The organism is Rhodococcus sp. SMB37, from assembly GCF_004345605.1.
Classification (GTDB): Bacteria; Actinomycetota; Actinomycetes; order Mycobacteriales; family Mycobacteriaceae; genus Rhodococcus.
Genome location: NZ_SLVY01000016.1, coordinates 67,335 through 93,787, shown reverse-complemented (window position 1 = coordinate 93,787; position 26,453 = coordinate 67,335). Strand labels below are relative to the sequence as shown.

General features: G+C 66.3%; 23 protein-coding genes. 9 read left to right on the top strand and 14 right to left on the bottom strand.

Going from position 1 to position 26,453, the window contains the following annotated elements:
• Nucleotides 1-134 precede the first annotated feature (134 nt).
• The gene (locus EV641_RS22635; protein WP_054717809.1) at nucleotides 135-338 is read right to left on the bottom strand and encodes a cold-shock protein; all 204 of its coding nucleotides are present in this window, start codon (nucleotides 336-338) and stop codon (nucleotides 135-137) included.
• A 162-nt stretch (nucleotides 339-500) separates the two neighbouring features.
• On the opposite strand from EV641_RS22635, the gene EV641_RS22630 reads away from it, so the two are divergent.
• Both EV641_RS22630 and EV641_RS22625 read left to right on the top strand, forming a co-directional pair.
• Nucleotides 501-1,766, top strand: coding sequence for a pyridoxal phosphate-dependent aminotransferase (locus tag EV641_RS22630; RefSeq protein ID WP_132474749.1), 1,266 nt, complete (start codon nucleotides 501-503; stop codon nucleotides 1,764-1,766).
• A gap of 309 nt (nucleotides 1,767-2,075) precedes the next feature.
• Nucleotides 2,076-3,335, top strand: coding sequence for a YibE/F family protein (locus tag EV641_RS22625; RefSeq protein ID WP_132474747.1), 1,260 nt, complete (start codon nucleotides 2,076-2,078; stop codon nucleotides 3,333-3,335).
• A gap of 77 nt (nucleotides 3,336-3,412) precedes the next feature.
• On the opposite strand, the gene EV641_RS22620 is transcribed toward EV641_RS22625, so the two are convergent.
• The gene (locus EV641_RS22620; protein ID WP_132474745.1) at nucleotides 3,413-4,825 is read right to left on the bottom strand and encodes an Hsp70 family protein; all 1,413 of its coding nucleotides are present in this window, start codon (nucleotides 4,823-4,825) and stop codon (nucleotides 3,413-3,415) included.
• 156 nt (nucleotides 4,826-4,981) lie between these two features.
• On the bottom strand, nucleotides 4,982-6,301 hold the full coding sequence (locus EV641_RS22615; RefSeq protein ID WP_132474743.1) for a UDP-glucose/GDP-mannose dehydrogenase family protein: 1,320 nt from the start codon (nucleotides 6,299-6,301) through the stop codon (nucleotides 4,982-4,984).
• 273 nt (nucleotides 6,302-6,574) lie between these two features.
• On the opposite strand from EV641_RS22615, the gene EV641_RS22610 reads away from it, so the two are divergent.
• Complete coding sequence (locus EV641_RS22610; protein ID WP_277874521.1) at nucleotides 6,575-8,098, top strand: MFS transporter; 1,524 nt, start codon at nucleotides 6,575-6,577, stop codon at nucleotides 8,096-8,098.
• Between the two features lie 27 nt (nucleotides 8,099-8,125).
• Here EV641_RS22610 and EV641_RS22605 read toward each other — a convergent pair whose 3' ends face one another.
• Together EV641_RS22605 and EV641_RS22600 are read right to left on the bottom strand one after the other, a co-directional pair.
• Entirely contained in the window at nucleotides 8,126-9,532 is a 1,407-nt protein-coding gene (locus EV641_RS22605; protein ID WP_132474741.1) for a DUF2252 domain-containing protein, read from the bottom strand.
• A gap of 15 nt (nucleotides 9,533-9,547) precedes the next feature.
• Nucleotides 9,548-9,946, bottom strand: coding sequence for a hypothetical protein (locus tag EV641_RS22600; RefSeq protein WP_054719567.1), 399 nt, complete (start codon nucleotides 9,944-9,946; stop codon nucleotides 9,548-9,550).
• A 143-nt stretch (nucleotides 9,947-10,089) separates the two neighbouring features.
• On the opposite strand from EV641_RS22600, the gene EV641_RS22595 reads away from it, so the two are divergent.
• Nucleotides 10,090-11,430: a diacylglycerol kinase family protein gene (locus tag EV641_RS22595; protein ID WP_132474739.1), complete on the top strand. Its 1,341-nt coding sequence runs from the start codon at nucleotides 10,090-10,092 to the stop codon at nucleotides 11,428-11,430.
• A 7-nt stretch (nucleotides 11,431-11,437) separates the two neighbouring features.
• On the opposite strand, the gene EV641_RS22590 is transcribed toward EV641_RS22595, so the two are convergent.
• Nucleotides 11,438-12,226, bottom strand: coding sequence for an SDR family NAD(P)-dependent oxidoreductase (locus EV641_RS22590; protein WP_132474737.1), 789 nt, complete (start codon nucleotides 12,224-12,226; stop codon nucleotides 11,438-11,440).
• A 1-nt stretch (nucleotide 12,227) separates the two neighbouring features.
• A complete protein-coding gene (locus EV641_RS22585; protein ID WP_132474735.1) occupies nucleotides 12,228-13,082 on the bottom strand; it encodes a TauD/TfdA family dioxygenase in 855 nt (284 codons plus the stop codon).
• A 175-nt stretch (nucleotides 13,083-13,257) separates the two neighbouring features.
• On the opposite strand from EV641_RS22585, the gene EV641_RS22580 reads away from it, so the two are divergent.
• From EV641_RS22580 to EV641_RS22570, 3 genes are read left to right on the top strand one after another with little or no spacing between them, the layout of a single operon-like run.
• Nucleotides 13,258-14,013: an IgiC gene (locus EV641_RS22580; protein WP_132474733.1), complete on the top strand. Its 756-nt coding sequence runs from the start codon at nucleotides 13,258-13,260 to the stop codon at nucleotides 14,011-14,013.
• Between the two features lie 2 nt (nucleotides 14,014-14,015).
• Entirely contained in the window at nucleotides 14,016-16,001 is a 1,986-nt protein-coding gene (locus EV641_RS22575) for an FAD-dependent oxidoreductase (RefSeq protein ID WP_132474731.1), read from the top strand.
• A 55-nt stretch (nucleotides 16,002-16,056) separates the two neighbouring features.
• Nucleotides 16,057-16,812 carry an SDR family NAD(P)-dependent oxidoreductase gene (locus tag EV641_RS22570; protein ID WP_132474729.1) on the top strand — a complete coding sequence of 252 codons (756 nt, stop codon included), beginning with the start codon at nucleotides 16,057-16,059 and terminating at the stop codon, nucleotides 16,810-16,812.
• Between the two features lie 9 nt (nucleotides 16,813-16,821).
• Here the strand turns inward: EV641_RS22570 and EV641_RS22565 are convergent, their stop codons facing one another.
• The 7 genes from EV641_RS22565 to EV641_RS22535 all read right to left on the bottom strand — a co-directional run bounded on the left by EV641_RS22565 (nucleotide 16,822) and on the right by EV641_RS22535 (nucleotide 24,542).
• Nucleotides 16,822-17,427, bottom strand: coding sequence for a response regulator transcription factor (locus tag EV641_RS22565; RefSeq protein ID WP_132474727.1), 606 nt, complete (start codon nucleotides 17,425-17,427; stop codon nucleotides 16,822-16,824).
• Complete coding sequence (locus tag EV641_RS22560) at nucleotides 17,424-18,452, bottom strand: sensor histidine kinase (RefSeq protein WP_199233357.1); 1,029 nt, start codon at nucleotides 18,450-18,452, stop codon at nucleotides 17,424-17,426. Before EV641_RS22560 ends, EV641_RS22565 begins: the two co-directional genes overlap by 4 nt.
• 76 nt (nucleotides 18,453-18,528) lie before the next feature.
• A complete protein-coding gene (locus tag EV641_RS22555; RefSeq protein WP_132474723.1) occupies nucleotides 18,529-19,290 on the bottom strand; it encodes an ABC transporter permease in 762 nt (253 codons plus the stop codon).
• Nucleotides 19,287-20,213 carry an ABC transporter ATP-binding protein gene (locus EV641_RS22550; RefSeq protein ID WP_132474721.1) on the bottom strand — a complete coding sequence of 309 codons (927 nt, stop codon included), beginning with the start codon at nucleotides 20,211-20,213 and terminating at the stop codon, nucleotides 19,287-19,289. The genes EV641_RS22555 and EV641_RS22550 overlap by 4 nt, the downstream gene beginning before the upstream one ends.
• Before the next feature lie 69 nt (nucleotides 20,214-20,282).
• Nucleotides 20,283-21,455, bottom strand: a complete 1,173-nt coding sequence (locus EV641_RS22545; RefSeq protein ID WP_132474719.1) for a CoA transferase — start codon at nucleotides 21,453-21,455, stop codon at nucleotides 20,283-20,285.
• Complete coding sequence (locus EV641_RS22540) at nucleotides 21,452-23,158, bottom strand: acyl-CoA dehydrogenase family protein (RefSeq protein WP_132474717.1); 1,707 nt, start codon at nucleotides 23,156-23,158, stop codon at nucleotides 21,452-21,454. The genes EV641_RS22545 and EV641_RS22540 overlap by 4 nt, the downstream gene beginning before the upstream one ends.
• A 34-nt stretch (nucleotides 23,159-23,192) precedes the next feature.
• The gene (locus tag EV641_RS22535) at nucleotides 23,193-24,542 is read right to left on the bottom strand and encodes an MFS transporter (RefSeq protein WP_241997407.1); all 1,350 of its coding nucleotides are present in this window, start codon (nucleotides 24,540-24,542) and stop codon (nucleotides 23,193-23,195) included.
• Nucleotides 24,543-24,678: 136 nt separating this feature from the next.
• Here EV641_RS22535 and EV641_RS22530 point away from each other — a divergent pair, with 136 nt between their 5' ends.
• Together EV641_RS22530 and EV641_RS22525 are read left to right on the top strand one after the other, a co-directional pair.
• Complete coding sequence (locus EV641_RS22530) at nucleotides 24,679-25,647, top strand: LysR substrate-binding domain-containing protein (protein WP_132474715.1); 969 nt, start codon at nucleotides 24,679-24,681, stop codon at nucleotides 25,645-25,647.
• Nucleotides 25,644-26,423 (top strand): enoyl-CoA hydratase, encoded by a 780-nt coding sequence (locus EV641_RS22525; protein WP_132474713.1) that lies wholly within the window; start codon nucleotides 25,644-25,646, stop codon nucleotides 26,421-26,423. The genes EV641_RS22530 and EV641_RS22525 overlap by 4 nt, the downstream gene beginning before the upstream one ends.
• Nucleotides 26,424-26,453 lie beyond the last annotated feature (30 nt).

Here is a 26,453-nt window from a genome sequence, read left to right as displayed (position 1 = left end):
CGAAGCTCGCCTCACCTGCAGCAACCTCATGCGGGTTTGTGCCCCAACGCACACGGCGGCCCCACCTCGGCCTACACGACGGCGGCGCCGCATCTCACGATGCAACGCCGCCGGCAGAAAAGCTGTGGGTCGAGTCAGATGACGCGGACGCCCTGAGCCTGCGGCCCCTTCTGTCCCTGTCCGATCTCGAACTCGACGCGTGCGCCCTCATCGAGGCTCTTGAAGCCCGAGCCCTGGATCTCGGAGTAGTGCACGAAGACGTCAGCTCCGCCGCCGTCCTGCTCGATGAAGCCGAACCCCTTCTCTGCGTTGAACCACTTGACTGTTCCCTGCGCCATTCCGAGTACTCCTAAATCGTCCCGCTTCATCACCCCGATGAAGCAGATCTTGCATGGAGCCCCAATCATTGCACTGATACGGACAAACGTCGCCCCTGAGTTTCGACAAATTTTGCGTGTCGCGAAAAACCGGGTGAAAACCGTTTGCTCGACAGTGGCACGATGGTCCCCGTGAACAACGAGGATCAGGGCCAACTTCACCATCGAATGACACGCACACTCGAGCAGTCGTCGAAGCTCCAGAACGTGCTGTACGAGATTCGTGGGCCGGTACACGCCCACGCCGCGCGCCTCGAAGCCGAAGGTCACCGCATCCTCAAGCTGAACATCGGCAACCCCGCACCGTTCGGATTCGAAGCCCCCGACACGATCGTGCAGGACATGATTGCATCGCTCCCGCACGCGCAGGGCTACTCCGAATCGCGCGGGATCGCCTCCGCGCGCCGCGCGATCGTCACCCGCTACGAGCTGGTGCCGGGCTTCCCCAAGTTCGACATCAACGACGTCTACCTGGGCAACGGCGTGTCCGAGCTCATCACCATGACGATGCAGGCACTGCTCGACGACGGCGACGAAGTCCTCATTCCCGCGCCCGACTACCCGTTGTGGACGGCGATGACGTCCCTGGCCGGCGGTACGCCCGTCCACTACCTGTGCGACGAGACGAACGACTGGAACCCGGACATCGACGACATCGAGTCCAAGATCACCGAGAAGACCAAGGCGCTTCTCGTCATCAACCCGAACAACCCGACCGGCGCGGTGTACTCGGCGGAGATCCTCGCCCGGCTGGTCGCACTCGCCCGCAAGCACCAGCTGCTGCTGCTCGCCGACGAGATCTACGACAAGATCCTCTACGACGACGCCAAGCACATCTCCCTGGCGACGCTGGCCCCCGACCTGCTGTGCCTGACGTTCAACGGCCTGTCGAAGGCCTACCGCGTCGCCGGGTACCGGTCGGGCTGGATGGTCATCACCGGCCCGAAGGAGCACGCGTCCGGGTTCCTCGAGGGCATCGACCTGCTCGCCTCCACGCGACTGTGCCCCAATGTCCCGGCACAGCACGCGATCCAGGTGGCGCTCGGTGGCTACCAGAGCATCGACGACCTGGTGCTTCCCGGCGGGCGCCTCCTCGAGCAGCGCGACGTCGCGTGGGAGCGTCTCAACGCGATCCCCGGCGTCAGCTGCATCAAACCGCGCGGCGCGCTGTACGCGTTCCCGAGGCTCGATCCCGAGGTGTACGAGATCCACGACGACGAAAAACTCGTCCAGGATCTGCTGCTACAGGAGAAGATCCTCATGGTGCAGGGCACGGGCTTCAACTGGCCGAACCACGACCATCTGCGCGTCGTCACGTTGCCGTGGGCACGCGATCTCGCGGTGGCGATCGAGCGGTTCGGCAACTTCCTGTCCAGCTACAAGCAGTAGGAATCGTTGCCAAACGGAGATCTGGACAGTCGTGGTTCGGAAAGTACCAGGTCGGAGCAGGTCACCTCTAGGTCGACATGGGGGATTTGTCCGAGAGTGATCAGACCCACACCCCGATCTGCTTCCCGGATTGGTGAAACTACAAGTAACTTGGTGTCCGGCACCTCGAGTGCCGGGCTCCCTGGCTCACGCCATCCCCCCCTGTGCGAAGCCAGGTGAAGGTGGCGGGGACACCCCCTGCTCCCCGCCACCACCAGCCCTTTCTCCCCCACCGCGAAACTCCCACCGATCTATGGCTAGCCTGTTGCGGTGAGTCACGGACACGGGCACGGACACGGCCACTTCGAGGGCCCGGCTCCCCTCGCCCCTCTCGCCGCCAGAATCGTCGTCGGCCTCCTCGTCGCAATCGGCGCGGTTGTGCTCGTGGGCACAGCGATGCTGTGGCCGAGCGAGCAATCCGTCGACATTCCCGCACCGTTCCAGACTTCCGACGGCGGCGCCGTTGTCACCGAGGCCGGCACCGTCGTCGAGCAGAACACCGGGTGGTGTGGAAGTGCCTCGATGGGCAGGGTGTTCACGGGTGAACCTGCTCCCCCGTCGACCGAATCGTTCGAATGCGAACGCAGTGTCATCGATATCGAGTCGGGCCCCAACACTGGTACCCGCACTCTGCTCGAAGTCATTCCGGGCCCTGGCCAACCCGAACTGCACACCGGCGATTCGATCCGTCTGGTACGCCAGACCGATCCGTCCGGCGCGACGGTGTACTCGTTCTACGACTTCGCCCGCGGACTGCCGCTCACCCTGATCGTCGCGGCGTTCGCGATCGTCGTCGTCGCAGTCGCCCGGTGGCGCGGCCTGCGGGCGCTGATCGGCCTCGGTGTGGCGTTCGGTGTGCTCGTGCTGTTCATGCTCCCCGCGTTGCTCGACGGACAGCCTGCCGTCCCGGTCGCGCTGGTCGGTGGGTCGCTGATCCTCTACGCGGTGCTCTATCTCGCACACGGCGTCAACCTGCGGACGAGTTCCGCGCTCCTCGGCACCCTCGCGTCGATGGCCCTGGCGGCAGTGCTGTCGTACGTCGCGATCGAAATGACGCATCTGACGGGCCTGTCGGAGGAACAGAACACCGACGTACAGCTCTATATCGAGCAGGTGTCGATCACAGGACTGCTGCTCGCCGGTTTCATCATCGGTTCGCTCGGTGTGCTCAACGACGTGACGATCACCCAGGCGTCGTCGGCGTTCGAGCTCGCAGGCCTCGACCCGCGCGCGTCTCGGCGGGAGATCTTCGTCTCGGCGATGCGTGTGGGCCGCGATCACATCGCCAGCACCGTCTACACCCTCGTCCTCGCCTACGCCGGCGGTGCGCTGCCGCTGCTGCTGTTGTTCTCCGTCGCGGGCAGGTCGGTGTCGGATGTGATCACCGGCGATGCCGTCGCCATCGAGGTGGTCCGCGCGTGCGTCGGCGGTATCGCGTTGACGCTGTCGGTGCCGCTCACCACGGCAATCGCCGCGGTGCTCGCGCGCACCGGCGCCCCGGCCGCTCCCGCCGGCCGTCACTCTCGCTGACGTAACAACTTTCGTCCGCTTGTGCAGGTTGCCTCACGCGCACGACCTGAGGAAACCTGCACAAGCGGAGGAAACCCTCAGAGCCCGGGCAGCTGGATCTGCGGGAGCGGAGGCAGCTCGATGGTCGGAAGCTGGATGACGGGGAGCTCGACACCCGGGATCAGTTGCGGCGGCGGTGGCGGCGCAGGCTCCGGAGACGGAGGAACCGGACGCGGCGCCTCCTGCGTCACGGTCGTGGTGACAGGAGGAGTGGTGGTCACGGTCGCCGGCGCAACAGCAGGCTGCGGGCGCGGGACGGTGCGCGACGTCGTGGGTGTCACGAACGTCTCGGTGGGGCTGGTTCCATCGTCGCCGGAAGAACCGGAGAACAGGCTGTTACCTGCACCCAGACCCACACCGATCACCGCGACCACGGCCAGCGCGGTTCCGGCGAGACCGGCACCGGAGATCTGCTTGCCGCTCACCTCCGGTCCCCTCTGGGTCAGCGCGCCGATCCACGACTTCTTCACCGTGGAACCGGCAGGTTCCGGCTCGGCCGACGCAGTCACCGGCACGGTGACCACCGGGATCTGCTCGGTGACCGCCGACATGTCCACCGTGGGCGGAACGATGCGAGTCAGGGAGCTCACCGGCTGCGAGGACTTCGGCTTCCCTGCGAGGATCGCGCCGCCCTTGGCGAGCACGAGTTCGGGCTCGTGGGGCACGACCAGCGGAAGCCCGATCCACGAGCGCAGCACTTCCTGCACGAGCGGGATGTGGGCGCCTCCGCCCAGGAGGACCACCGCTTCCGGATTGCGACCGGACCGCGCGATGACGTGGTGGACGAACTGCGCCGACGACTCGACGCATTGCGCAATGAGGGGATCGAACGTGTCGCGCGACATCAACACGACGCCGGCGGCACCGGGGACGGCGACACTGTCGGTCTCCGACAACTGCTCCTTCGCCTCCCGGCACTGCGCCGACAGTTCGTCGTCGGCCGCCGGGTCGTCGGGTCGCCACACTCCGTTGGTGTCGAGCTGGTGCTCACGGATCACCTGATCGAAGATGCGACCACCGACGGTGTCGGTGCGTTCGGCGAGGACCTCGCGAAGATCGAGGTCGACGACGGTGACGGTGAGACCCGAGTCGCCGAGGTCGTAGAACACGGCGGTGTCGCTGCCCAGCTCACCGGTCGACTGCAGATACGCGAGCGCCGCTTCGGGCTCGGAGACGAGCGTGAAATTGTCCAGATGCTCGACGGCCATCGCCGCGCGAATGCGCTCTGCCTGGGCTTCATCGCGGTAGACGATGCCCACCGCGTCGATCGGCTCACCGGCGATACCGGTCTGGCTCAACACGCCCAGCGTGCGGGCAGCGAGCTGAGCGGGCTGGTCCTGGCCCGTCTCGACCACCTGGAATTGGAATCCCGCCGACGGCGCGGTCCGGTCGATCGGACGCACAATCCGGACGGCGCTCTCCCCCACGGTCACCCCGAGAACCGAACTCATCAGCCGCCTTCGACAGTCGTTGTCGCGCCGGCTGTCAGCCACCCCCGGCACCTCGCACCGGATCGATGGTACCCAATGGGATTTTCCATATCATTCGGGTCGGTATCCCCCAGGTCGCCACGCCGAACCTCGCATGACAGTTACGTGACGTGACCACTACACCGCGACACCCAGCCTCGAATAGGTCCATCCGGCACTTTCCCACGCCTCGCGGTCGAGGCACGCCCGGCCGTCGAGCACCGCGCGAGTGTTGACGACAGACGCGATCGCCGTCGCGTCGAGATCACGGAATTCGGGCCACTCGGTGAGCACGAGCACCGCGTCCGCCCGAGTGCAGGCCTCGATCCCGCTCGTCGCGTATCCGAGGGTCGGGAACACGCGCCGTGCGTTGTCCATCGCTTGCGGGTCGAACACCGTCACCGCTGCGCCCTCGAGTTGCAGTTGCCCTGCAACGTTGAGTGCCGGGGAATCGCGGACGTCGTCGGAGCCCGGTTTGAACGCGGCTCCGAGCACCGCTATTCGTGCACCGAGGACCGAACCGCCGCACGCCTGCCGCGTCAGTTCCACCATCCGTGTCCGGCGACGCATGTTGATGCTGTCGACCTCACGCAGGAAGTGCAGCGCCTGGTTGGCGCCCAGCTCACCGGCACGGGCCATGAGAGCACGGATGTCCTTCGGCAGGCAGCCACCACCGAATCCCAGGCCACTACTCAGGAAACGCCGGCCGATCCGGTCGTCATGACCGAGGATGTCGGCGAGTTCCACGGCATCTGCGCCGGAGACCTCGCAGACTTCGGCGATCGCGTTGATGAACGAGATCTTCGTGGCAAGAAAGGCATTCGCCGACGACTTCGCGAGCTCCGCGGTTGCGAGCTCGGTAACGAGGAAGGGCACGCCGCGGTCGATCAGCTCCGCGTACACGTCGCGCAGGATCGCTTCGCCGCATCCTTCTCCCTTGCGCTCCACTCCGCACACGAGACGATCCGGCGACAGGGTGTCCTGCACCGCGAAGCCTTCGCGCAGGAACTCGGGATTCCACACGAGCTCGACATCGGCCGGTGCGGCGGCGCGGACCCGCTCGGCGAGGTCGACCGCAGTCCCGACGGGCACCGTCGATTTGCCGACGATCAGCGCGGGCTCGGTCAAGAGCGGACTCAGTGCATCGACGACGGCGTTGACATGCGACAGATCCGCCGCGTACTCGCCCTGCTTCTGCGGGGTGCCGACGCAGATGAAGTGGACGTCGGCGAATGCTGCCGCGTCCTCGTAGGAGGTGGTGAAGGCGAGACGACCGGCCCCGAGGTTCCGGCGGAGGATCTCGGCCAGGCCCGGCTCGTAGAACGGCACCTCGCCTGCTTCGAGCTTCGCAATCTTGCCGGCATCGACGTCGACTCCGAGCACGTCGTGCCCGAGTTCGGCCATGCAGGCCGCGTGCGTGGCTCCCAGATACCCTGTTCCGAACACTGCGCAGCGCATACCCGACTTACTACGCAGTGAATGTGAGCGACGGGCAAACCGTGAGAAGCACCGAGCGAACGGCCGATGTACATCCCCGCCTGAAACAGCCGTGCGCCGGTGCCCCTTCGAGGATCCGGAGTAGGAACCCCTCTCGTACGAGCGCCGGAATGTTGTCCGACGGTGGGTGTAACTTGATTCGTCTGGGCCTCCGTGGCCGGGTGCCGTTGATCGTTTCGGACGACTTCCTTGCTCGCGGGTGGCCGATACGAGACGAACGGTGAGGAACAGCACGTGACCGATACGAGCCAGCAGCACACCTACGCCAGGCCCTGGCCTGCACTGTGGGCGTTGTGCCTGGGCTTCTTCATGATCCTCGTCGACACCACCATCGTTGCGGTCGCCAACCCGGCCATCCTCGAAGCCTTCTCCGCCGACATCAACAGCGTCGTCTGGGTCACCAGCGCCTACCTCCTGGCGTATGCGGTGCCGCTGCTCATCACCGGGCGCCTCGGCGACCGGTACGGTCCGAAGAAGCTGTATCTGACAGGTCTCGCCCTGTTCACGGTGGCGTCACTGTGGTGCGGTCTGTCCGGCAGCATCGAGATGCTGATCCTCGCGCGAGTGTTCCAGGGCTTCGGCGCAGCCATGATGACCCCGCAGACCATGGCCGTCATCACCCGTACCTTCCCGCCCGACAAGCGCGGCACCGCGATGGGACTGTGGGGCGCGACCGCCGGTGTCGCGACACTCGTCGGCCCGCTGGCCGGTGGCATTCTCGTCGACGGACTCGGATGGGAGTGGATCTTCATCGTCAACGTGCCCGTCGGTGTCATCGCGTTCCTCGCCGCGATGCGGTACGTCCCTGCCCTCGAGACACACCCGCACAAGTTCGACATTCCCGGAGTCGTCCTGAGCGCCGCGGGCATGTTCCTTCTGGTGTTCGGTCTGCAGGAAGGCAACACCTACGACTGGTCGCTGCGGATCTGGCTGATGATCGGGTCCGGACTCCTGTTGCTCGCACTGTTCGTCTGGAACCAGTCGCGCAACAAGGACGAGCCGCTGCTGCCCCTCGTCCTCTTCCGCGACCGCAACTTCTCGATGGCCAACATCGCGATCACGTCGATGGGCTTCTCGATCACCTCGATGATGCTCCCACTGATGTTCTACGCGCAGAGTGTGCGTGGGCTGTCCCCGACCGGGTCCGCTCTGCTGATGGTGCCGATGGCCGTATTGTCCGGTGTGCTCGCCCCGTTCGTCGGCAAGTTGGTGGACCGCACCCATCCGCGTTACATCGCGGCACCCGGATTCCTGATGCTCGCAGTCTCGCTGGCGTGGCTGGCACTGGTGATGACACCCGACGTCGCGATCTGGGAACTGCTGCTGCCGATCTCGCTGACGGGCATCGCCAACGCCTTCATCTGGTCGCCGCTCGCCGCGACCGCGACGCGCAATCTGCCGCCGCATCAGGCGGGCGCGGGGTCCGGCATCTACAACACCACCCGGCAGGTCGGTGCAGTCCTCGGCAGCGCGGCCATCGGTGCGCTCATCACCGCACGCCTGGCTGCCAACGGGTTGTCCGGCGAGGGCGGGGGCATGGAGGGCATGTCCGGCGAGATACCCGAATTCGTCCGCGAGGGTTTCAGCTCGGCGATGGCCCAGTCGATTCTGCTGCCCGCCGTGGTGCTGGTCGTCGGATTCGTTGCGTCACTGTGTTTCGCGCGCCCCATTCGTGCGGATGAGCAACGTCCCGGTTCCCCTGGTGACCTTCCCGCGCGCACACCAGCTTCCGACACCCACGATCGCACGCGCGGATAGCCGACAAGGACGCGGGAAGCCGGCGCGTCAGACGCCGGGCATGGCGGTGATCCTCCCCTGATCGATCGCGTCGACCAGCAGCGCGTGGTCCTTGACGTTGCGCGCTGCGTACGTCTTCGCGAAGGCCATCATCGATTCGTCGAATTCAGTGCCCGATCCGAGGTACTCGGCTATGGCGATGCGGTCGCCACCGCGGGCATGCGCATAGGCCAGCGTCCGGCCGCACAGCCGTCCGTACAGTGTCATCCCCGCCGGCGACATCACCTCGATCGCCGCTGATCCCTTGCCGTCGCGCAATTGTCTCAGGTAGAAGTCGCGCCGAACGCCGTCGACGCCGAGCCCTTGTTCCCAGCCGAGGAAGATGTCGCTCGTCGCCTGCATCAACCGCTGACCGTTGACGACCCGCTCCCCTTCGTTCTGGAACGTCGGCCCCTCGACGTATCCGGACAGCACCGACTTCTGCGCTTCCTTCGCCTGCAGGAACAGCGGGTCTTCGTCGTCGGCACCGAGCAGCAGGAAGATGAATGCTCGGGTGCCGACGCTCCCCACCCCGACCACCTTGCGCGCCGCCTGCACGAATTCGAACCCTTCGAGCAGGACCCGACGGTCCCACTGCAGCGTCGACCGGTACGCACGCATGCGGCGATGAAGCTCCTCGTACAACATCGCCGTGTCGCCCACGGCCAGTGCTTCCTCCAACGGGACCACCAGCGGCGGATTGTGGATGATCTTCCGCTTTCCGTTCACGACCTCGGTAAGTTTGCTCAACGCCTGCACGCTGTCGCGGGTCTTCGACTTCTCGAGCATCTTGCGGGTACGTTTCCTCATCGTCGCATCGAGTTCGTTTCGCAGCTCGACGAGTTCGGTCGTCGGCTCGATGTGCGAATACCACACCGCAAGATTGCCGCGCTCCGCCTGGACGAGCATCGTCTCCCGGTACTCCGCCGCGCACGCCCGCGTGATCCGTTTGACCTGCTTGCCGCTGTACCCGTTCTCCAGCCCCGCTACGGCCAGGCTCGCCACCAACCGCTTGACGTCCCATTCGAACGGGCCGGGGTAGGTCTCGTCGAAATCGTTGACGTCGAACGCCAGCTTGCGTTCCGGGGTCGCGAAGATCCCGAAATTACTCAGATGCGCGTCGCCGCACAACTGCGTGTACAGACCGGAGTTCGGGGTACGCGACAGGTCGTCGGCCATCACCAGTGCCGCGCCCCGATAGAACGGGAAGGGCGACGACGACATCCGCCCGTACCGCACCGGCACGAGTTCCGGCACCCGCGACTTCGCCTGCTGCTCGAGCAACCCGATCGGGTCGCGCGCCGAACCCGTGTCGACTTCGGCGAGCGCCTCCAGCGGCGTCACATTCCGAGCCGCGCGACCACGCTCCGCTCGTTGTTCACGGGTCGGATGCGCAATCACACCGGACGCGGACATCGCCACTCGCTTCCATCAGACCCGCTCGGGATTCCACGTCACGATCGCCCAGATGACGACGATGTCGACAGCGATGATCAGGATCGACCACCACGGGTAGTACGGCAGCCACAGGAAGTTGGCGACGATCGAGAGCGCGAGGATGCAGATCGCCGCGAACCTCGCCCAGGTAGCGCCTGTGAACAGAACCAGGCCGGTCAACGTGACGAGGATGCCGAGGATCAGGTGGATCCATCCCCACGTGGTGAAATCGAACTTGTAGATGTACTCGATGCCGGTGACGAACACCTCGTCCTTGGCAATCGCCGCGATGCCCTGGAAGATCTGCAGGACACCGACGGTGACGAGGAGAATTGCTGCGCCGAACGCGGTTCCCTTGGCGACAGCCTGCTTGGTATCCGGATCGTGGGACATGACTGTTCCCGTCTCGAAAGGGATAGGACAGGTTTCAGTGTGCGCCTTCGTGGAACATTCGACGGGAGAACGGCGCAATTCCGACGTAACCCAGGATTCGGGTAACTACCGTGAGATCACCCGCGTTCGAGAGGTGGACCGGCATGCCCGAAGCTCTGACCGTCGAGGACGCCACACCCGGCCGACGCTGGTGGGCGCGCGCCGCCTTCGCCTTCGCGCTGCTCACCGTCGTCGTTCCCCTGCTGTTCGCCGGGCTTCTGAGCACGATGGGGATACTCCTCATCGGGGTCGGCGGCGTGGTGGTCTGCGTGGCTGCCCTGTACTGGTTTCTCGCCGGCCGTGCCCCCCTGCGCTGGGCAGCGCTTGCCGTGGCGGTGCTGGCGCCGCTGACGGTGTTCGTGTTCTTCGTGCGGGCCCATCTGCTCGCGGTGGTGATCGCGTCGCTGATCCTCGCTATCCTCGCGACGGTCTGTGGTCGCGCGGCGTTGCGGCGCAGGAAATCTGCCGAGGTGATGCTGGAGATTCCCACGACACCACCGAGTCGCCCGTTCCTCATCATGAATCCGCGATCCGGGGGCGGGAAGGTCGCGAGATTCGATCTGCAGCACAAGGCCGAAAAGCTCGGTGCCGAAGTAGTTCTGCTCGACGAGACGAACTTCGCCGACATCGACGAACTCGCCCGCCGGGCGGTCTTGGACGGCGCGGATCTGCTCGGCGTGGCCGGCGGCGACGGGACGCAGGCACGTGTCGCTGCGATCGCCGCCGAAACCCGGGTGCCGTTCATGGTGATCAGCGCGGGCACACGCAATCACTTCGCGATGGATCTCGGGCTCGATCGCGACGATCCCGCGCGGTGCCTCGATGCACTCCGCGACGGTGTCGACATCCGTATCGATCTCGGGCGGATCAACGGGCGGGCGTTCGTCAACAACGCGTCGTTCGGTGTGTACGCAGAGGTGGTGCGCAGCCCCGCCTACCGTGACGACAAGACCCGGACAGTGCTGAAGATGCTTCCGGATCTGCTTGCCGGACAGTCCGGTCCGAACCTGGTCGCGCAGATCGGCGACATCACCGTCCGCTCCCCGCAGGCGGTACTGGTGAGCAATAACCGATACGGCGGAAGCGACCTCGCGGGTATGAATCGTAGGGATCGGCTCGACCGGGGTCTGCTCGGCGTCGTGACGGTGTCGGTCACCGGTACCGGTCAGGCCGTCTCGCTGCTGCGACGAACCCACGCGCGTGGCCTGACCCAGCACGAGACACCCGAGGCGATCATCGATGCCGACGCCCCCGAGATCTCGGTGGGGGTGGACGGCGAATCTCTCCTGCTGACCACCCCGGTGCGATGCACGATCGAACCCGGCGCGCTACGGGTGCGGGTGCCTCGGGAGCGTCCGGGCACCCGGCCGTCGCCGCCTCCTGTCGACTGGGTGCGGTTGCGTGCGCTGGCCGGGTTCGGGCCGGTGCGTCGTCCCCCGTCCTGACCGCAGGTCAAGCCGTGTGCCGACCCGGTTTCTCGGCGCCCATGCCGGAGAATCCGACCGAGTACCCGCCGTCGGCCGGCATCAGAACGCCGGTGACGTACGACGAGCAGTCGCTCGCGAAGAACAAAGCGGCCGAGGCAATCTCGTCGGGTTCGCCCCAGCGGTCCATCGGGATTCCGGGCACCCGGTTGACGCCCGGCGGGGGCGTCGGATGGTCTTTCGAGAGAGCCACGAGACCGGTCCACACGGTTCCCGGGCATACCGCGTTGACCCGGATGTTCTCGTCCGCATAGTCGAGCGCAGCGGTCTTGGTCAGCTGGTTGACGCCTGCCTTCGCCGCCCCGTACACGCCGTGGTGTTTGAATCCGACCATCGCGGTCATCGAAGAGATGTTGACGATGGAACCGCCACCGGTGTTCAGCATCGACCGGATCCCGTACTTCATGCACAGGAACGCACCGCGCAGGTTCACATCGTGGACCTGATCCCAGTCGTCGAGCGACTGCTCGTGGAGCGGCTTCATCGGCCCGCCGAACCCGGCATTGTTCACCAGCACATCGACCCGGCCGAACACGTCCTCCGTCGTCGCGATCATGCGCACGACGTCTGGTTCGCTGCTGATGTCCGCCTTGATTCCGATGGCGTTGTCGCCGATCTCGTCGGCCACGTCGATGGCGCGTCCGGTGACGCTCACGCACACCACGTTCGCGCCCTCCGCAGCAAATCTGTGCGCGATCGACTTGCCGATCCCGGAACCGGCACCCGTGACCACAGCGGTTCTGCCGTCGAGTTGCATCTCAGGCCCCAACCGTCGCCTGGCGCAGGCTCGTGATGGGCTCGTCGCCGGCCAGGGTCGTGCGATGCATACGACGTGCTTCGGAGCGGTCGAACGGGCAGGCGCGATGCAGCAGTCCGAGGTTGTCCCAGATGACGAGGTCACCCACCTGCCACTCGTGCCGCAGCACGCGCTCAGGACTGGTGGCGCGACCGATCAGATCGTCGAGCAGTGCCCGCCCCTCGTCGAAATCCATCCCCACGATGTGAGAGGCGCTGTGTCCGAACACCAGCGACCGCCTGCCCGAACGGTGCTCCCAGACCAGCGGATGTTCGCGCTGCGGCCACTTCGCCCAGTCCTCGAGCTGTTCCGGCGTCGGGTTCGGATAGCTGAGGCGTTGGATCGCCTCGAACGTGTGCACCACCTGCAGTTCCGCGAAGTGCTCCTTCTCGTCGTCGGAGAGGGCGTCGTAGGCAGCGTAGGTACTCGCGAATTCGGTCTCTCCCCCGTCGCTCGCGAGGACGCGCGCGCTCAGGGTGACGGCCTTCGCGGGTATATCGTCCATCGACCCGTCGAAATGCCAGTGGTCGTTGCTCGGGAAGTAGTTCACGTTGGGATTCGCCGGGTCGAAGCTGATCACCATGACGTTCGGGTTCTCGTACTTGGGAAACTGCACCACCTCCCCGAGCCTGCGGCAGAACTCGACCTGCACGTCGTCGTCGATGGGAAGCCCTCGCAGGAGCAGCACACCGTACTGCTCGAGGGCCTCCGCGCACTCGCGCGGCAGGTCGTCGTCGTGGAGGAGCCGGTGCACGTCGACATCGACGAGCTCGGCCCCCACAGTGTCGGTCAATCGGCGCGCGGTCAGCGTGGCCATCGGGAACTCACCTTCCATCGCACAGCTCGGATACCAGCATCGTGAAGGGAACTTTTTGCAATATAAGGGTTTTCATCTATACATTCAATCCTTGCGAGGATAGACCTCGGGAGTGTATGCAGGAATGGGCGGCACGTGCGGTAGGCGCTCATTCGACGACATACGGGAGATCGGGATGACCGACGCGCTGGGCTACAGACTCAAACTCGGAGTGGTCACGCCCTCGGTGAACACCATCGTCCAACCCGAATACGACGACATGCGCCCCCGCGGTGTCACCAACCACATCGGCCGCATCCACATCCCCGACCGCGTCACCTCCGACGACGACGACTTCGAGGAACTCGTCCGCGACATCGACCGCGGGGTCGACGACGCCGTGGAACGTGTCCTGACCTGCAAACCCGACTGCGTCGTCCTAGGCGTCTCGATCGAATCGGTCTACGGCGACCCGAAGGCCGGCGAAGCGATCCAGCAGCGACTCCGCGACAAGTTCGGCGACGACCTGCGTCTCATCCACGCCGGCGAAGCGATCCCTGCCGCGCTGAGCGCCGTCGGGGTCGACGACGGACCCATCGCACTGCTCACCCCCTACCAGCCGGTGTCCGAAGGCCACCTGAAGACGTTCGTCGAGACCTGCGGCTACCAGCTGCACGACGCCATCCACCTGCGCGCCCCCAGCGCGGTGGGCATCGCACACATCGCGAGGGAGACCGTCGAACGCGGATTCATCGATCTCGCCGCGACCCGCCCGCGCGCGATCGTCCAGTTCGGCGCCAACATGTGCGCCGGCCGCTACGCCGCCGAGGCCGAACAACGACTCGGTCTCCCGGTGATCGCCGTGAACACCGCTACTTACTGGCATGCGCTGCGCAGCAACGGGATCACCGATCGCGTCGAGGGTTACGGGCAGCTACTGGAGCTGCACTGACCATGCACGCCTACCCCACCCTGTTCTCCCCGATCGCGCTCGGGCCGCGCACGGCCCGCAACCGTATCTGGATGACGGCCCACGCCACCGAGTTCTCCACCGACGGCACGTTCGCCGATGCGAGCGCCGACTACTACGCGACACGCGCCCGCGGCGGTGTCGGTGTGATCACCATGGAAGCGATGGCCGTACACCCGACAACCCAGCCCCGGCGCGGTGTGATCCACGCCTACGACGAGGCCGTCGTCGACAGCTACCGGAAGGTCGCCGACGCGGTCCACCCGCACGGAACACTGCTGCTGGCGCAACTCTGGCATCGGGGACGCCAGACCGACGGCATCATCTCGCGCCTGCCGACGTGGGCGCCGAGCGCGATACCCGACACCGTCTACCGCGAGATCCCGCACGAGATGAACCACCGCGAGATCGATGAACTGGTGGAGCATTATGCACGGGCCGCGAAGTACGCGATCGAGGGCGGCGTCGACGGGATCGAGGTGCACGGCCTCGCTCACGGTTACCTTCTGGGTCAATTCCTTTCGCCGGCAACCAATCACCGTCGCGACGAATATGGAGGTTCCTTCGGGAACCGGATTCGGATCGTGCGGCGGATCGTCGACGAGGTCCGGCGCGTTGTACCCGAGGATCGGATTCTCGGCATCCGGATCAACAGCAACGACGGCGGCATGCCAGGCGGCCTCACCAACGCCGACTGGGTCCGGATCGCGGAAGTCATCGATGGCGACGGCATCGACTACATCTCGACCAGCCAGGGCACGTATCTGGACCGCATGCAGATCTACGGAACGTCGACGGCGCGCCCCGCCGGATACGAACTCGCCGATACCGCGGCCATCACCCGCGCTGTCTCGGTGCCCGTGATGGCCGTCGGGCGCATCACCACCCCCGAGATGGCAGAGGACGTTCTCGCCACCGGCCAGGCGCAGTTCGTCGGCATGGCCCGTCAGCTCATCGCCGACCCGATGTGGCCGGCGAAAGCCCAGCGAGGCGAACCGGATTCGATCCGCCCGTGCATCGGATCGAACTGGTGCGTCGCGTCGTTCGCGCGCGGTCCGCTCTCGTGCATCCACAATCCGAAAGTGGGTCGCGAGAGGGAGTTCGACGGCGACGACACCCGCTCGAGGTCGCGCCGCACCGTCGCGGTCGTGGGCGGTGGCCCGGCAGGATTGCGCGCCGCGTTGACAGCCCACGAATTGGGTCATGTGGTCACCCTTTTCGAGCAGGATTCCGAACTCGGTGGGCAGGTACGGTGGATCGCCGCCGCCGAGCCGTATCGGGAATGGTCGGGAGTCACCGACTGGCTCGCAACGCAGCTCGACGATGCAGGCGTCAAGATCGAGCTCGGTCACCGCGTGACAGCGAAGGAGCTCACGGGCAGATTCGACGCCGCGGTGATCGCGACCGGGTCGTCGCCCGTGCGGCACGGGTGGACCGCGCGTCGCCCCGACCTGTGGAGTGGCGGTTCGCTGCCCGGATCGGACCAGTGGAATGTGTACACGCCGGAGGAGGTTCTGAGCGGTCGCGCCGAACTCCCCCGCCGCATCCTCGTCGCCGACGACACCGGCGACCGGCATGCCTTCATCACCGCCGAGTACCTGGTGGCGCGGCGTCACCCCGTGCACATCGTTTCGCAGTATCCACAGCTCGGGCACGCCTTCGCCGACGCCCACGACCTGCCCTTCGCGTTCGGCCGATTGCGTCGTGCCGGGGTCACGTTCACTCCGCACGTGGAGGTCGCGGCGATCGACGGCGACACCGTCACCCTCACCGACGTGTTCACCTCCGAGACCTCGACGCTGACGGACATCGACGCCGTGGTGCTGATCGACGGCAACGCCGCCGACGACCAGCTGGCCCGCGACCTCGAAGGTAGCGCCATCGATGTCCATCTCGTCGGCGACGCGCACGCCCCGCGGCGGATCTTCAATGCGATCTGGGAGGGAGAGAACGCCGCCAGGCTGCTTTGAACATCCTGCTACACCGACGGATTCAATCACGCGAGAACTCAGCGAAAGTGGGAACATGACTGCATCACAGAAGTCCCGGATAGCAATCGTCACCGGCGGAGGCTCCGGCATCGGACTGGCCATCGGTCGCCGGCTCGCCGCCGACGGCAACCCGGTGGCCCTGTTCGACCGCGACGGCGACAGCGCGAAAGCGGCTGCCGCGCAGATCGAGTCAGAGGGCGGAACCGCCATCGGGGTGCCGGTCGATGTGACCGACCGCGCCGCCATCGACGCCGGTGTCGATGAGGTGAAGACCCGGCTGGGCGTCCCCCAGATCCTCGTCAACAGCGCAGGCGTCACCATCGCCGGCCCGGCCCTCGAGGTCACCCGCGAGGTATGGGACACGGTGCACGCCGTCAACCTCACGGGTACGTTCGACTGCTGCCAGGCTGTGCTGCCGCACATGATCGACACCGGGTGGGGCCGAATCGTCAATATCTCGTCGTCGAGTGCACACAGCGGTGTGGCGGGAATGTCGGCGTACGTGTCCTCGAAGTCGGCGGTGATCGGCCTGACGAAGTCGCTCGCGCTCGAATTCTCGAAGCACGGCATCACCGTCAACACGATTCCGCCGGGATTCATCGACACCCCGATGATGCGCGACCACGCAGGTCAGGGCCTGATCTCGGTGGAAGACCAGATCGCGCGCACACCGGTGGGCCGTGTCGGGACGGCGGAGGACATCGCCGCGACCACCTCGTTCCTCGCCAGCGACGGCGCGAGCTACATCACCGGCCAGATCATCGGCGTCAACGGCGGACGCAACACCTAGCGATCCGGCTCAGATCCACCCGTTCTGCTGGGCTCGACGGGCCGCTTCGACCCTCGTCGCCGTTCCTGTCTTCCCGATCGCCGACGACAGGTAGTTGCGCACCGTCCCCTGCGACAAGTGCACAGCGGATGCGATGGCGGCGACGGGCACACCGTCCAACGCCGCGCGCAGCACGTCCCGCTCGCGGTCGGTGAGAGGATTGTTGCCTCCGGCGATGGACTCGGCGGCCAGAGCCGGATCCACGACACGTTCGCCTCGCCGAACTCGCCTCACCGCTTCGGCGAGTTCGGTGGCGGGGGTGTCTTTGACGACGAACCCCGACGCACCCGCTTCGAGCGCGGAGCGCAGGTAGCCGGGGCGGCCGAAGGTGGTGACGATCAGCGACCGCACGTCGGGGAGCTCGCGGGCGAGTTTCCCGGCCACCTCGATACCGTCGAGTCCCGGCATTTCGATGTCGAGCAGGCACACCTCGGCGTTGCTCGACCGTGCCGCGTCGAGAACTTCGTCGCCTCGCCCCACTTCGGCGACGACGTCGAGGTCGCCTTCGAGGCCGAGCAACGCTGCCAGCGCACCGCGGACGAGGGCCTGGTCGTCGGCCAGCAATACGCGAATCATCCGAACACCACTTTCAGGTCTGTGCCTGCGCCGTCGGGCCCTGCGCCGAGTGTGAATTTCCCCCCGGTCGAACGAACCCGGTCGCGGAGCCCTCGCAGGCCGTTGCCGTCGCGGCTGCCGTCGATGCCCACACCGTCGTCGACGACGTTCAACGATTCTCCGCCGAGGTCGATCACGCAGGTGAGGGCGTTGCTGTGCCGGACCACGTTGGTGACCGCTTCCCGCAGCACCCAGCCGAGCACGAGACGGTATCGGGGGTCGACGACCGACGCGTCGCCGCGCAGTTCGACGCGGATGCCGGCGTCGTCGAGTGCGGTGCGAGCGCGGTCGAGTTCGTCGGCGAGCCGCGCGACACGCAGCCCGGTGACGGTGGCCCGCACTTCGCCCAGGGCTTCGCGGGTGAGCGCGCGGATCGCGGCGAGTTCCGCTTTGGCGCGTTCCGGGTCGATGTCGATGAGGCGTTCGGCGAGTTCCGCTTTCACGGTGACCGCGGTGAGGCTGTGTCCGAGGACGTCGTGCACGTCGCGGGCGACCCGGTCGCGCTCGTCGGCGATCACGAGTTCGTTGCGCAGTGCGTTGTATTCGTCGTCGCGGTCCCCGACGGTGCGGATCACCGCGGTGATCGCGCCCACCAGCACCACGATCAGCGTGTAGAAGAAGTCGTCACGAAGGGTGCCGTTGAACCACGGCACCAGAAGGCATGCGGTGGTGACGACAGCGAGGACGATCATCCTGGGCACGAACGTCAGCGTGAACATCGCAAATGACACGACGAACGCACCCATGCCCAGTGCACCCGGACCGATGTGCAGGCCCACTGCGCAGATCAAGAGGACGAGCAGCGGCAGGTGGATCGCCGCGATCCGTGAGGGCGCAAGCTCCTTGTAGAGCGCACGAAATCCGTGGACGTAGACGACTGCGAATGCGGCGATACCGACCGTGCCGAGGGTCTTGCCGAGTGCCGATCCCGTGGTCAGCACCTCGGCCAGCGGGTAGATCAGGAACAGGAGCCAGACGGTTGCCATGAACCATCCGAACCGGATCCACGGGTCTTCCCCTGGGGGGTCTGTCGGTCGCTTGCCTGTCACTGTCATCCCCCTGTCACTGCCGTCCCCGCCCTCGCTTCACCAGGTATGTCGAGAGAATCACGAAGATCACTGCCCACACCGACAAGTTAAGCATCGGTACCCACAGCGGCTCGGCAGGCAGGGGGTTGCCGCTGCTGTCGATCAGGACGCCTTCGGTCAGCGGATACCGGGCGAGTGCCACGTAGCCGTAGAGCGGGGTGAACTTCGCGATGGCAAGCATGGTGCCCGACAGCGGGATGAAGATGTTGCCGAGGAACGCGAGGACCACCAGGCTGCCGCTCGCGGCGCCGACAGCGGCCTCCGATCGGAATGCCAGGCCGAACATCAGTCCGTAGACGGAGAACACGGCCGCTCCGACGAGCACGGCGATCGAGCTCAGAATCCAGGCGCTCCACTCCCCCGACGCTCCTGTGAACACACCGAGGATGAAGATCAGAGCGATGGGGATCGCGGCGAACACCAGCGCGACGGTCGCCTTCATCGCGACGAACCCGGCGTCTGTCAGCGGCGTCAGACCGAGTTGACGTCCCCATCCCTGCATGCGCTCGACCGCGGCCATCCCGCCGATGCCGGTGGTCGCGGTGACGGCGCCGTACGCGGCCATCGAAATCATGATGTACATGGCGACGTTGCCGTGGCCGGCCGACTCGGATGCGTACGACTGCGACGCACCGAAGATGATGTAGAAGAATGCGGGCAGGATCGCGATGAAGAAGACGCTCACGTAATCGCGGAACTTGCGGCGCAATTCGAGGCGGATGAATGTAGTGGTCATGCCGACACCTTCTCGGTGAGTGTGAGGAACGCGGTTTCGAGTGAACCACCGGTGATTTCGAGATTTGTGGCACCGAGGTCGACGAGTAGTGTGCGGGCCACCTCGTCGGAATCCGTTGCCCTGATCTCGATCCGGTTGCCCATCACGGAGATGTCGGCGACACCGGGGCGCGACGCCAGCGCCGCGCGCACCGTGTCTTCGTGTCCGTGGCCGATGTCGGCGGCGACGATCCGTCCCGCAGCGAACGCACGGATCTCGGATGTCGGACCGTCGGCGACGACGCGTCCGTCGGCGATCATGACGATGCGGTCGGCGAAGGAGTCGGCTTCTTCGAGGTAGTGGGTGGCGAAGACGACGGTGCGTCCGGCGTCGGCCTCGGCGTGCATGGTCGACCAGAAGTCGCGGCGGGCTCCGACGTCCATCCCTGCGGTCGGTTCGTCGAGGACGATCAGGTCGGGGTCGGGTAGCAGCGCAAGGGCGAAACGCAGCCGCTGCTGTTCACCACCGGAGCATTTCGACACCATCCGGCCCGCGAGTGCGGTGACCCCGGCCCGTTCGAGGACCTCGTCGACGTCGCGGTGCTCGGGAAACGTAGACGCGATCATCTGAACGGTCTCGCGGACGGTGAGGTCGCGCAGCAGCCCACCGGTCTGGAGCACCGCAGATACCTGGCCTGCGGCGATGGCGTGTCGTGGCGGTTTCCCGAACACCGACACCACCCCCGCGGTGGGTTCGGTGAAGCCCAGCACCATGTCGAGGGTGGTGGTCTTCCCGGCGCCGTTGGGGCCGAGCAGCGCGACGACTTCGCCGCGCTGCACGGTCAGGTCGAGGTGGTCGACGGCGCGCACCTCGTCGCCGCCTCGGGGTCGGAAACTCTTGACGACGTCGAGCAGCTCGATGGCTGCGACCTCTGTGTGTTCCATGATCGGAAGTCTTGTGGTTCACGGGGCGCGACGCGATCCCCGGCTGTCACAAGATCACCGTGACAAATGTCAGACGGAGACGGCGCGGTACTTCTCCAGCACGTCGTCGGTGTGCTCGCCGTGCGCCGGTGGCGCCGAGCGCAGCCTGGGTCGCACTCCGCCGAAGTTGACGGGGAACGCGATCTGTTCGAGCGGACCCGACGCGTGATCGACGGTGCCGATCATGCCGATCGCGGCGGTGTGCGGGTCGTCGTAGATCTCGTCGAGGTGCCGGATCGGTGAGACAGGCACAGCGTGTTCCTCGAGCACCCGGCACCAGTACTCGACGGTGTTCGCGGCGAACACCTCGGTGAGCACCTGTTCGAGATCGTCCCGGTGCTCGATGCGGTCTCGGTTGCGGAGGAACCGTGGGTCGGTCGCGAGTTCGGCGCGACCCATCGCCTTGCACAGGTCGTCCCACAGAGAATCGTTGCCGACCGCGACGACGAAGTAGCCGTCGCTGGCCGGATATGCCTGGTAGGGAGCGAGATTGGGATGCGCTGAGCCGAGAGCGTGCGGGCGCTTCTTCGTTGCGAAATAGTTGGTAGCCCAGTTGACGTGCATCGCGAGCTGGCATTCGAACAGCGAGGTGGTGACGTACTGCCCGCGTCCGGTTCGGCCGCGTTCGACCAGCGCCGCGAGCACACCGATCACACCGAACAGCGCCGCACCGAGGTCACCCATCGCGTAACCGGACTTCATGGGTGCGCCGCCGGGTTCGCCGGTCAGCGACATCAGCCCGCCCGCTGCCTGGGCGACCATGTCGTAGCCCGGCTGGTCGGACAGGGGCCCTTCGTCGCCGAACGCGGAAATGTGCAGGACGACGAGGTGCGGATGCCGTTCCGACAGTGCGCGGTAGTCGAAGATCCTCTGCAGTCCGCTGCCCGGCTTGAAGTTCTCGACGACGACGTCGGCGTCCTCGAGCATCCGGTGGACGATCCGCTGCCCTTCCTCCGATTTCAGGTCGAGGGTCACCGACTTCTTGCCGCGGTTGACCGCGAGATAGTAGGTGGCGTCGTCGCCGACGAAGGGCGGGCCCCACATCCGCGTCGGATCGCCGCCTTCGGGGTGCTCGACCTTGGTGACCTCGGCACCGAGATCGGCGAACGACATCGTCGCGTAGGGCCCGGCGAGGATCTTCGACAGATCCACAACTTTGACGCCGGTGAGCGGGGCGGGTCCGGTGATCGGGTTCTCGGTCATTTCAGGGCTCCTGCCAGTGTGTCCGGTGCCGCGGCGTGCGCGAGGGACGGGTCGATGTGGGTGCCGTCGACGACGACGTCGAGGTGTGCGAGCGCAACGGCGTTCGGTTCGCCGCGGAGCCCGGTGAGATAGGCGTTGGCGACGAGCAGCGACCGGTGCCCGCGACCGTGCTCGGCGCTGTGCGACGCGAGGTCGACGAGCAGGGTGGCCATCACCGCGCGGGCCAGGTCGTCGGTGTAGGCGGCGCACAAGGTCTGGGCGCGCACGTCGTCGCCGGCGAGCAGTTCCTCGCCGCGCTCTTCGATCACATCCCACCGTTCGCGCAGGTCGGCGACGGCCGGCGCGCATTCCTCGGAGGCTGCGTCGAGCATCGTCCGCATTGCGGCCGCCAGGTCGCGGTGCGCGCCGTTCTTACGCATGGAACGCAGCACGTCGAGGGCGATGACGTTGCTCGAGCCCTCCCAGATCGATCCGAGGTGCGAGTCGCGGACGAGCCGCGCGAACACCCGGTCCTCGATGTAGCCGCTGCCGCCGCGTACCTCCATCGCCTCGCCGGTGACGGTGCGTGCCCGCTTGCATATGTAGTGCTTCGCGACGGGGGTGAGGATCCGGACGATGCTGCGGGCGACGTCGTCGCCGCGATCGGCGCGGTCGAGGGTGGCTCCGCTGTACGCGACGAGCGTGAGCGCTGCCTCGGCGTCGAGGGCGAGCGGCAGCAGTGTCGCGCGCATGAGCGGCTGGTCGAACAGGGACTTTCCGAATACTTCGCGAACCCGTGTGTGCGCCACCGCGTCCCGCACGGCGCGGCGCATGAGTGCGCTCGAGCGCATCGCGTTGGAGAGCCGGGAGGTGTTGAGCATCTCTGTCATCTGCCGGAAGCCGCGGTCGAGTTCGCCGACCTGCAGCGCGTAGGCGCCGTGCAGTGTGACTTCGCCGCTGGGCATCGAGCGGGTGCCGAGTTTGTCCTTGAGACGGTCGATCGTGTACGAGTTTCGGGTCCCGTCGGGAAGTCGCTTGGGCACCATGAACATTCCCACACCGCGGGTGGAGTTCCCGGCGCCGCCCGGGAAACGGGCGAGTGTGACGATGACGTCGGCGTCGGGGTTGGATGCGAACCATTTGCGTCCCGTCAGGCGCCATCCGGTGCCGTCGCGCTCGGCGCGGGTCTCGGTCTGCGCGATATCGGTTCCGGCCTGCGTCTCGGTCATGAACATCGCGCCGGTCAGCGCGGCGGCCGGATCGGTCGATGTCAGCCCGTCGATGTAAGGGCCGAACACGTCGGGATCGCCGAACATGCGCAGCGTGCGGGCGGCGGCGTCGGTCATCGACACCGGGCAGGCCAGCCCGAACTCGGCCTGCACGAACAGGTACGACGCAAGGTACTTGACGAGGTGCGGCGGCACGTCGGTCCAGCCGTGGACGGGGCGATGCGACAGGGCGGAGAGCCCGTATTCCGAGTACGCGGCGCGGCACAGATCCAGATATGCGGGGTGGTAGTCGATGGTGTCGATGCGCTCGCCATCGCAGTCGTACTGGCGCAGGGTCGGGGGGTTCGCGTTCGCGGTGGCGGCGAGGCCGTCGAGTCGCTGTGCGGCGTCGGCACCCAAGCGGTCGAGGAGACGCTCGGTGAGTTCGCGGTCGGGTTCGTCGATCCACCGGTCCAGCACTGCCCGGAGTGCGGGGTCCTCGTGTGCGTAGTTCATTGTCGTCCTTTCGGCAGTGTGTTCTCGGCGGAAGTCAGTGCGTGGCAGCGGGGGCGCGGGCGGGTGCGGGGTCCGCAGGCTCGGCGTCGCCACCGGAGGCGGTGGCCGATCGACGCAGAAGCGCGGTCATGCAGATCATCGAGAGCAGGACGTATCCGAGCCCGAGTCCGACGACGGGCCAGATCGAGCCGGTGCGATTGAGCAGGAATTGGCTGACCATCGGAGCGGTGCCCGCGAAGATCGCCGTCGACAGCTGGTACGACAGCGAGATCCCCGTGTAACGAATGTGGGTGGGGAACACCTGCGCGAGGATGCCGGCCAGCGCCGCGTAGTACATCGCGTGCGGCGCCGTCGCGAGGACCATGCCGATGATCGCCCAGGTGAGCGAGCCGGTCTGGATGAGTACGAACATCAGCGGCAGGACGACGAGTTCGGGGATCAGCATCCACAGCACTGCTCGACGCACATCGATCCTGGTTGCGAGGATGGCACCGAACGGCTGCACGATGACCTGCGCGACCAGCGCAACTGTGATGACGAGCAGGAAGTCGCCTCGGTCGAATCCGAGATCCGTCGTGGCCCAGGCCAGCGCGAAGGTCGTTTTGACGTAGGTGATCGCCACACCTGCGACCACCGCACCGACGCCGAGCAGCAAGACCGTCTTGTGCGTGCTGAGTACCTCCGCGAGCGGAAGCCGCTTCTTCTCCTGGGACTCGACTGCCGCCTTCATCTCGGGGGTTTCCTGGATCCGCAGCCGGATGTAGAGGGCCACGACGACCAGTGCGGCGGAGGCAACGAACGGGATTCGCCAACCCCAGCCTTCGAAGGCGGCATCGGACATCGCGGTCAGGCCGAGGAAGGCCACTGTCGCAAGGAGATTGCCCACAGGCGAACCTTGCTGCGCGAACGCGCCGTAGAGCACTTTCTTGCGTGGTGGGGCAAATTCCGTGGCGATGAGGACGGCACCTCCCCATTCCCCGCCCATCGCGATGCCCTGCAGTACGCGCAACAGGACCAGGAGGATGGGCGCCCAGATACCGATCTGGGCGTAGGTCGGCAGCAGGCCCACACCGACGGTTCCGATGCCCATGATCGCGAGGGTGGTGATGACGGCGTTCTTACGTCCGAACTTGTCGCCGAAGTGTCCGAAGACGATGCCGCCAAGTGGTCGTGCGATGAACCCGACGGCGAATGTCGCGAATGCGGCCAGCGTGCCGATTGCCGGGGAGACGTCGGGGAAGAACAGCTTGCCCAGCACCAGTGCGGACGCCGTGCCGTAGATGTAGAAGTCGAACCACTCGATCGTGGTGCCGACGAAGGCGGTGACGCCGGCGCGGCGCGCAGCCTTGGTGTCGTGCGCGGTGTGCTCTGGGGTTGGATTCACGATGCACTCCGGGGCGTGTCGTGCGGGCCATGTCCGCGAATGAATGAGGCGTGTATCACTATCGGTGGCCCACCGTGTAAAGTCCAAGACCTAATCCGACATGATTATGTGGATATTCCACTGAGTTGAGGGCAATATGGAATTCCGTCATCTGCAGGCATTCCTCGCGGTCGCCGAGGAACTGCATTTCGGACGCGCCGCAGAACGACTGCACATCGCACAGTCGCCACTCAGCCAGATGATCCGCGCCCTCGAACGCGAGCTCGGCGCCCGATTGTTCGAGCGCACCACCAGATCGGTGCAGCTCACCGCCGCAGGCACCGCGCTATTGGCCCCCGCGCGGGTGATCGCCGCACAGGTCCAAGTGGCACGCGCGGTCGTGCGGTCGACGGCAGCGGGAGAGACCGGAGTGGTCAGCGTCGGATTCGGCGGCGCGAGCGGCTACACCGTGCTGTCCGAACTGACCCGCGCGCTCGCAGATCGCCATCCCGGCATCGAACTCGATCTACGCCCGCAGACCTATTCGGGGGAGGTACTCGATCTCGTCGCCCAAGGACTGCTCGACATGGGCATCGTCGGACTTCCCGTCTCCGACGACTTCGCCACCGAGACCGTGCGACACGAATCCCTGATGGTCGCGGTACCGACCGGGCATCGACTCGCCGAGCGCGGCACCCTCGAACCCACCGATCTCGCAGGTGAGCGGCTGGTGGTCTATCCCGCCGCGCACGGCTCACTCGTGCGCGATGCCACCTTCACTGTGTGCGCGTCGGCGGGTTTCGCACCGACCATCGCCCGCGAAGCCCCCGATCCGTACAGCCTTCTGGCGCTCGTCGGCGCGGGTGTCGGGATTGCGGTCGTCGTCGCGTCGACCGCGCACATCACCGTGGACGGCGTGCACTACATCCCACTCGACGGCGGCCCGGTGCTCCCGATCGCGCTCGCGTGGCGACGGGACAACCTCGCACCCGCCGTCCACCGGGTGTTGGAGGTGCTGCGCGAGCTGCCCGGACCCGATGGCGCCGAACGCCACGAGTCGGGTAGACAGAGTTCGGCTCACGCCGGAGAACGGCTCGCACCCGAGAACACTGAGGAGAATTCGTGACGGAATCGATCCTGCTCGTCGACCAGCGCGGACCCGTCCGAGTTCTCACGTTCAACCGCCCGCAGCAGCGCAACGCACTCAGCTCGGCTCTCATCGACACACTTCGCGCGGAGCTCGCCGCCGCGGACGCCGACGAGCAGACCAGCGTCGTCATCCTCACTGGCTCCGACCCCGCCTTCTGCGCGGGCCTCGATCTGCAGGAACTCGGATCGGGTGGCAACACCCTCCTGAAGGTCGAGGACGAGAGCATTCCCGTCGGGCATCCGTGGCTGCCGCTGTCGAAGCCGATCATCGGCGCGATCAACGGCGCCGCGATCACCGGCGGCCTCGAACTCGCACTCGCGTGCGACATCCTCATCGCCTCGGAGCGAGCACGATTCGCCGACACTCACGCCCGCGTCGGTGTACTCCCCGGGTGGGGCCTCACGTCGCGGCTGCCCGCAGCGGTGGGACGCGGGTTCGCGCGGCGCATGAGCTTGTCGGGGAACTTCGTCGATGCCGAAGCAGCACTGCGAGCCGGTCTGGTCACCGAGGTCGTCGAGCACGACGCCCTCATGAACACCGCACTCGCGCTTGCGGAAACGATCGCCGGCAACGATCAGCCCGGCGTGCGCACGCTGCTCGCGTCGTACCGCCGGGCCGAGGAGCACATCGTCGGCCCGGCCCTGCAGGCCGAGAAGCAGACGTCGCGGGCGTGGTTGGAGACGTTCACTCCCGACCGGGTCGCGGATCGGCGTGCGGAGGTGATCGGGCGGGGTCGCGCGCAGAATGCCTAGGTGTATGAGGCCAGGACGATGATTATTACC

Excerpts from the sequence above, each read along its gene's own strand:
- EV641_RS22635 (WP_054717809.1), bottom strand. The coding sequence starts at position 338 with ATGGCGCAGGGAACAGTCAAGTGGTTCAACGCAGAGAAGGGGTTCGGC.
- EV641_RS22630 (WP_132474749.1), top strand. The coding sequence starts at position 501 with ATGGTCCCCGTGAACAACGAGGATCAGGGCCAACTTCACCATCGAATG.
- EV641_RS22620 (WP_132474745.1), bottom strand. The coding sequence starts at position 4,825 with ATGAGTTCGGTTCTCGGGGTGACCGTGGGGGAGAGCGCCGTCCGGATT.
- EV641_RS22615 (WP_132474743.1), bottom strand. The coding sequence starts at position 6,301 with ATGCGCTGCGCAGTGTTCGGAACAGGGTATCTGGGAGCCACGCACGCG.
- EV641_RS22605 (WP_132474741.1), bottom strand. The coding sequence starts at position 9,532 with ATGTCCGCGTCCGGTGTGATTGCGCATCCGACCCGTGAACAACGAGCG.
- EV641_RS22600 (WP_054719567.1), bottom strand. The coding sequence starts at position 9,946 with ATGTCCCACGATCCGGATACCAAGCAGGCTGTCGCCAAGGGAACCGCG.
- EV641_RS22595 (WP_132474739.1), top strand. The coding sequence starts at position 10,090 with ATGCCCGAAGCTCTGACCGTCGAGGACGCCACACCCGGCCGACGCTGG.
- EV641_RS22590 (WP_132474737.1), bottom strand. The coding sequence starts at position 12,226 with ATGCAACTCGACGGCAGAACCGCTGTGGTCACGGGTGCCGGTTCCGGG.
- EV641_RS22585 (WP_132474735.1), bottom strand. The coding sequence starts at position 13,082 with ATGGCCACGCTGACCGCGCGCCGATTGACCGACACTGTGGGGGCCGAG.
- EV641_RS22580 (WP_132474733.1), top strand. The coding sequence starts at position 13,258 with ATGACCGACGCGCTGGGCTACAGACTCAAACTCGGAGTGGTCACGCCC.
- EV641_RS22575 (WP_132474731.1), top strand. The coding sequence starts at position 14,016 with ATGCACGCCTACCCCACCCTGTTCTCCCCGATCGCGCTCGGGCCGCGC.
- EV641_RS22570 (WP_132474729.1), top strand. The coding sequence starts at position 16,057 with ATGACTGCATCACAGAAGTCCCGGATAGCAATCGTCACCGGCGGAGGC.
- EV641_RS22565 (WP_132474727.1), bottom strand. The coding sequence starts at position 17,427 with ATGATTCGCGTATTGCTGGCCGACGACCAGGCCCTCGTCCGCGGTGCG.
- EV641_RS22560 (WP_199233357.1), bottom strand. The coding sequence starts at position 18,452 with ATGGCAACCGTCTGGCTCCTGTTCCTGATCTACCCGCTGGCCGAGGTG.
- EV641_RS22555 (WP_132474723.1), bottom strand. The coding sequence starts at position 19,290 with ATGACCACTACATTCATCCGCCTCGAATTGCGCCGCAAGTTCCGCGAT.
- EV641_RS22550 (WP_132474721.1), bottom strand. The coding sequence starts at position 20,213 with ATGGAACACACAGAGGTCGCAGCCATCGAGCTGCTCGACGTCGTCAAG.
- EV641_RS22545 (WP_132474719.1), bottom strand. The coding sequence starts at position 21,455 with ATGACCGAGAACCCGATCACCGGACCCGCCCCGCTCACCGGCGTCAAA.
- EV641_RS22540 (WP_132474717.1), bottom strand. The coding sequence starts at position 23,158 with ATGAACTACGCACACGAGGACCCCGCACTCCGGGCAGTGCTGGACCGG.
- EV641_RS22530 (WP_132474715.1), top strand. The coding sequence starts at position 24,679 with ATGGAATTCCGTCATCTGCAGGCATTCCTCGCGGTCGCCGAGGAACTG.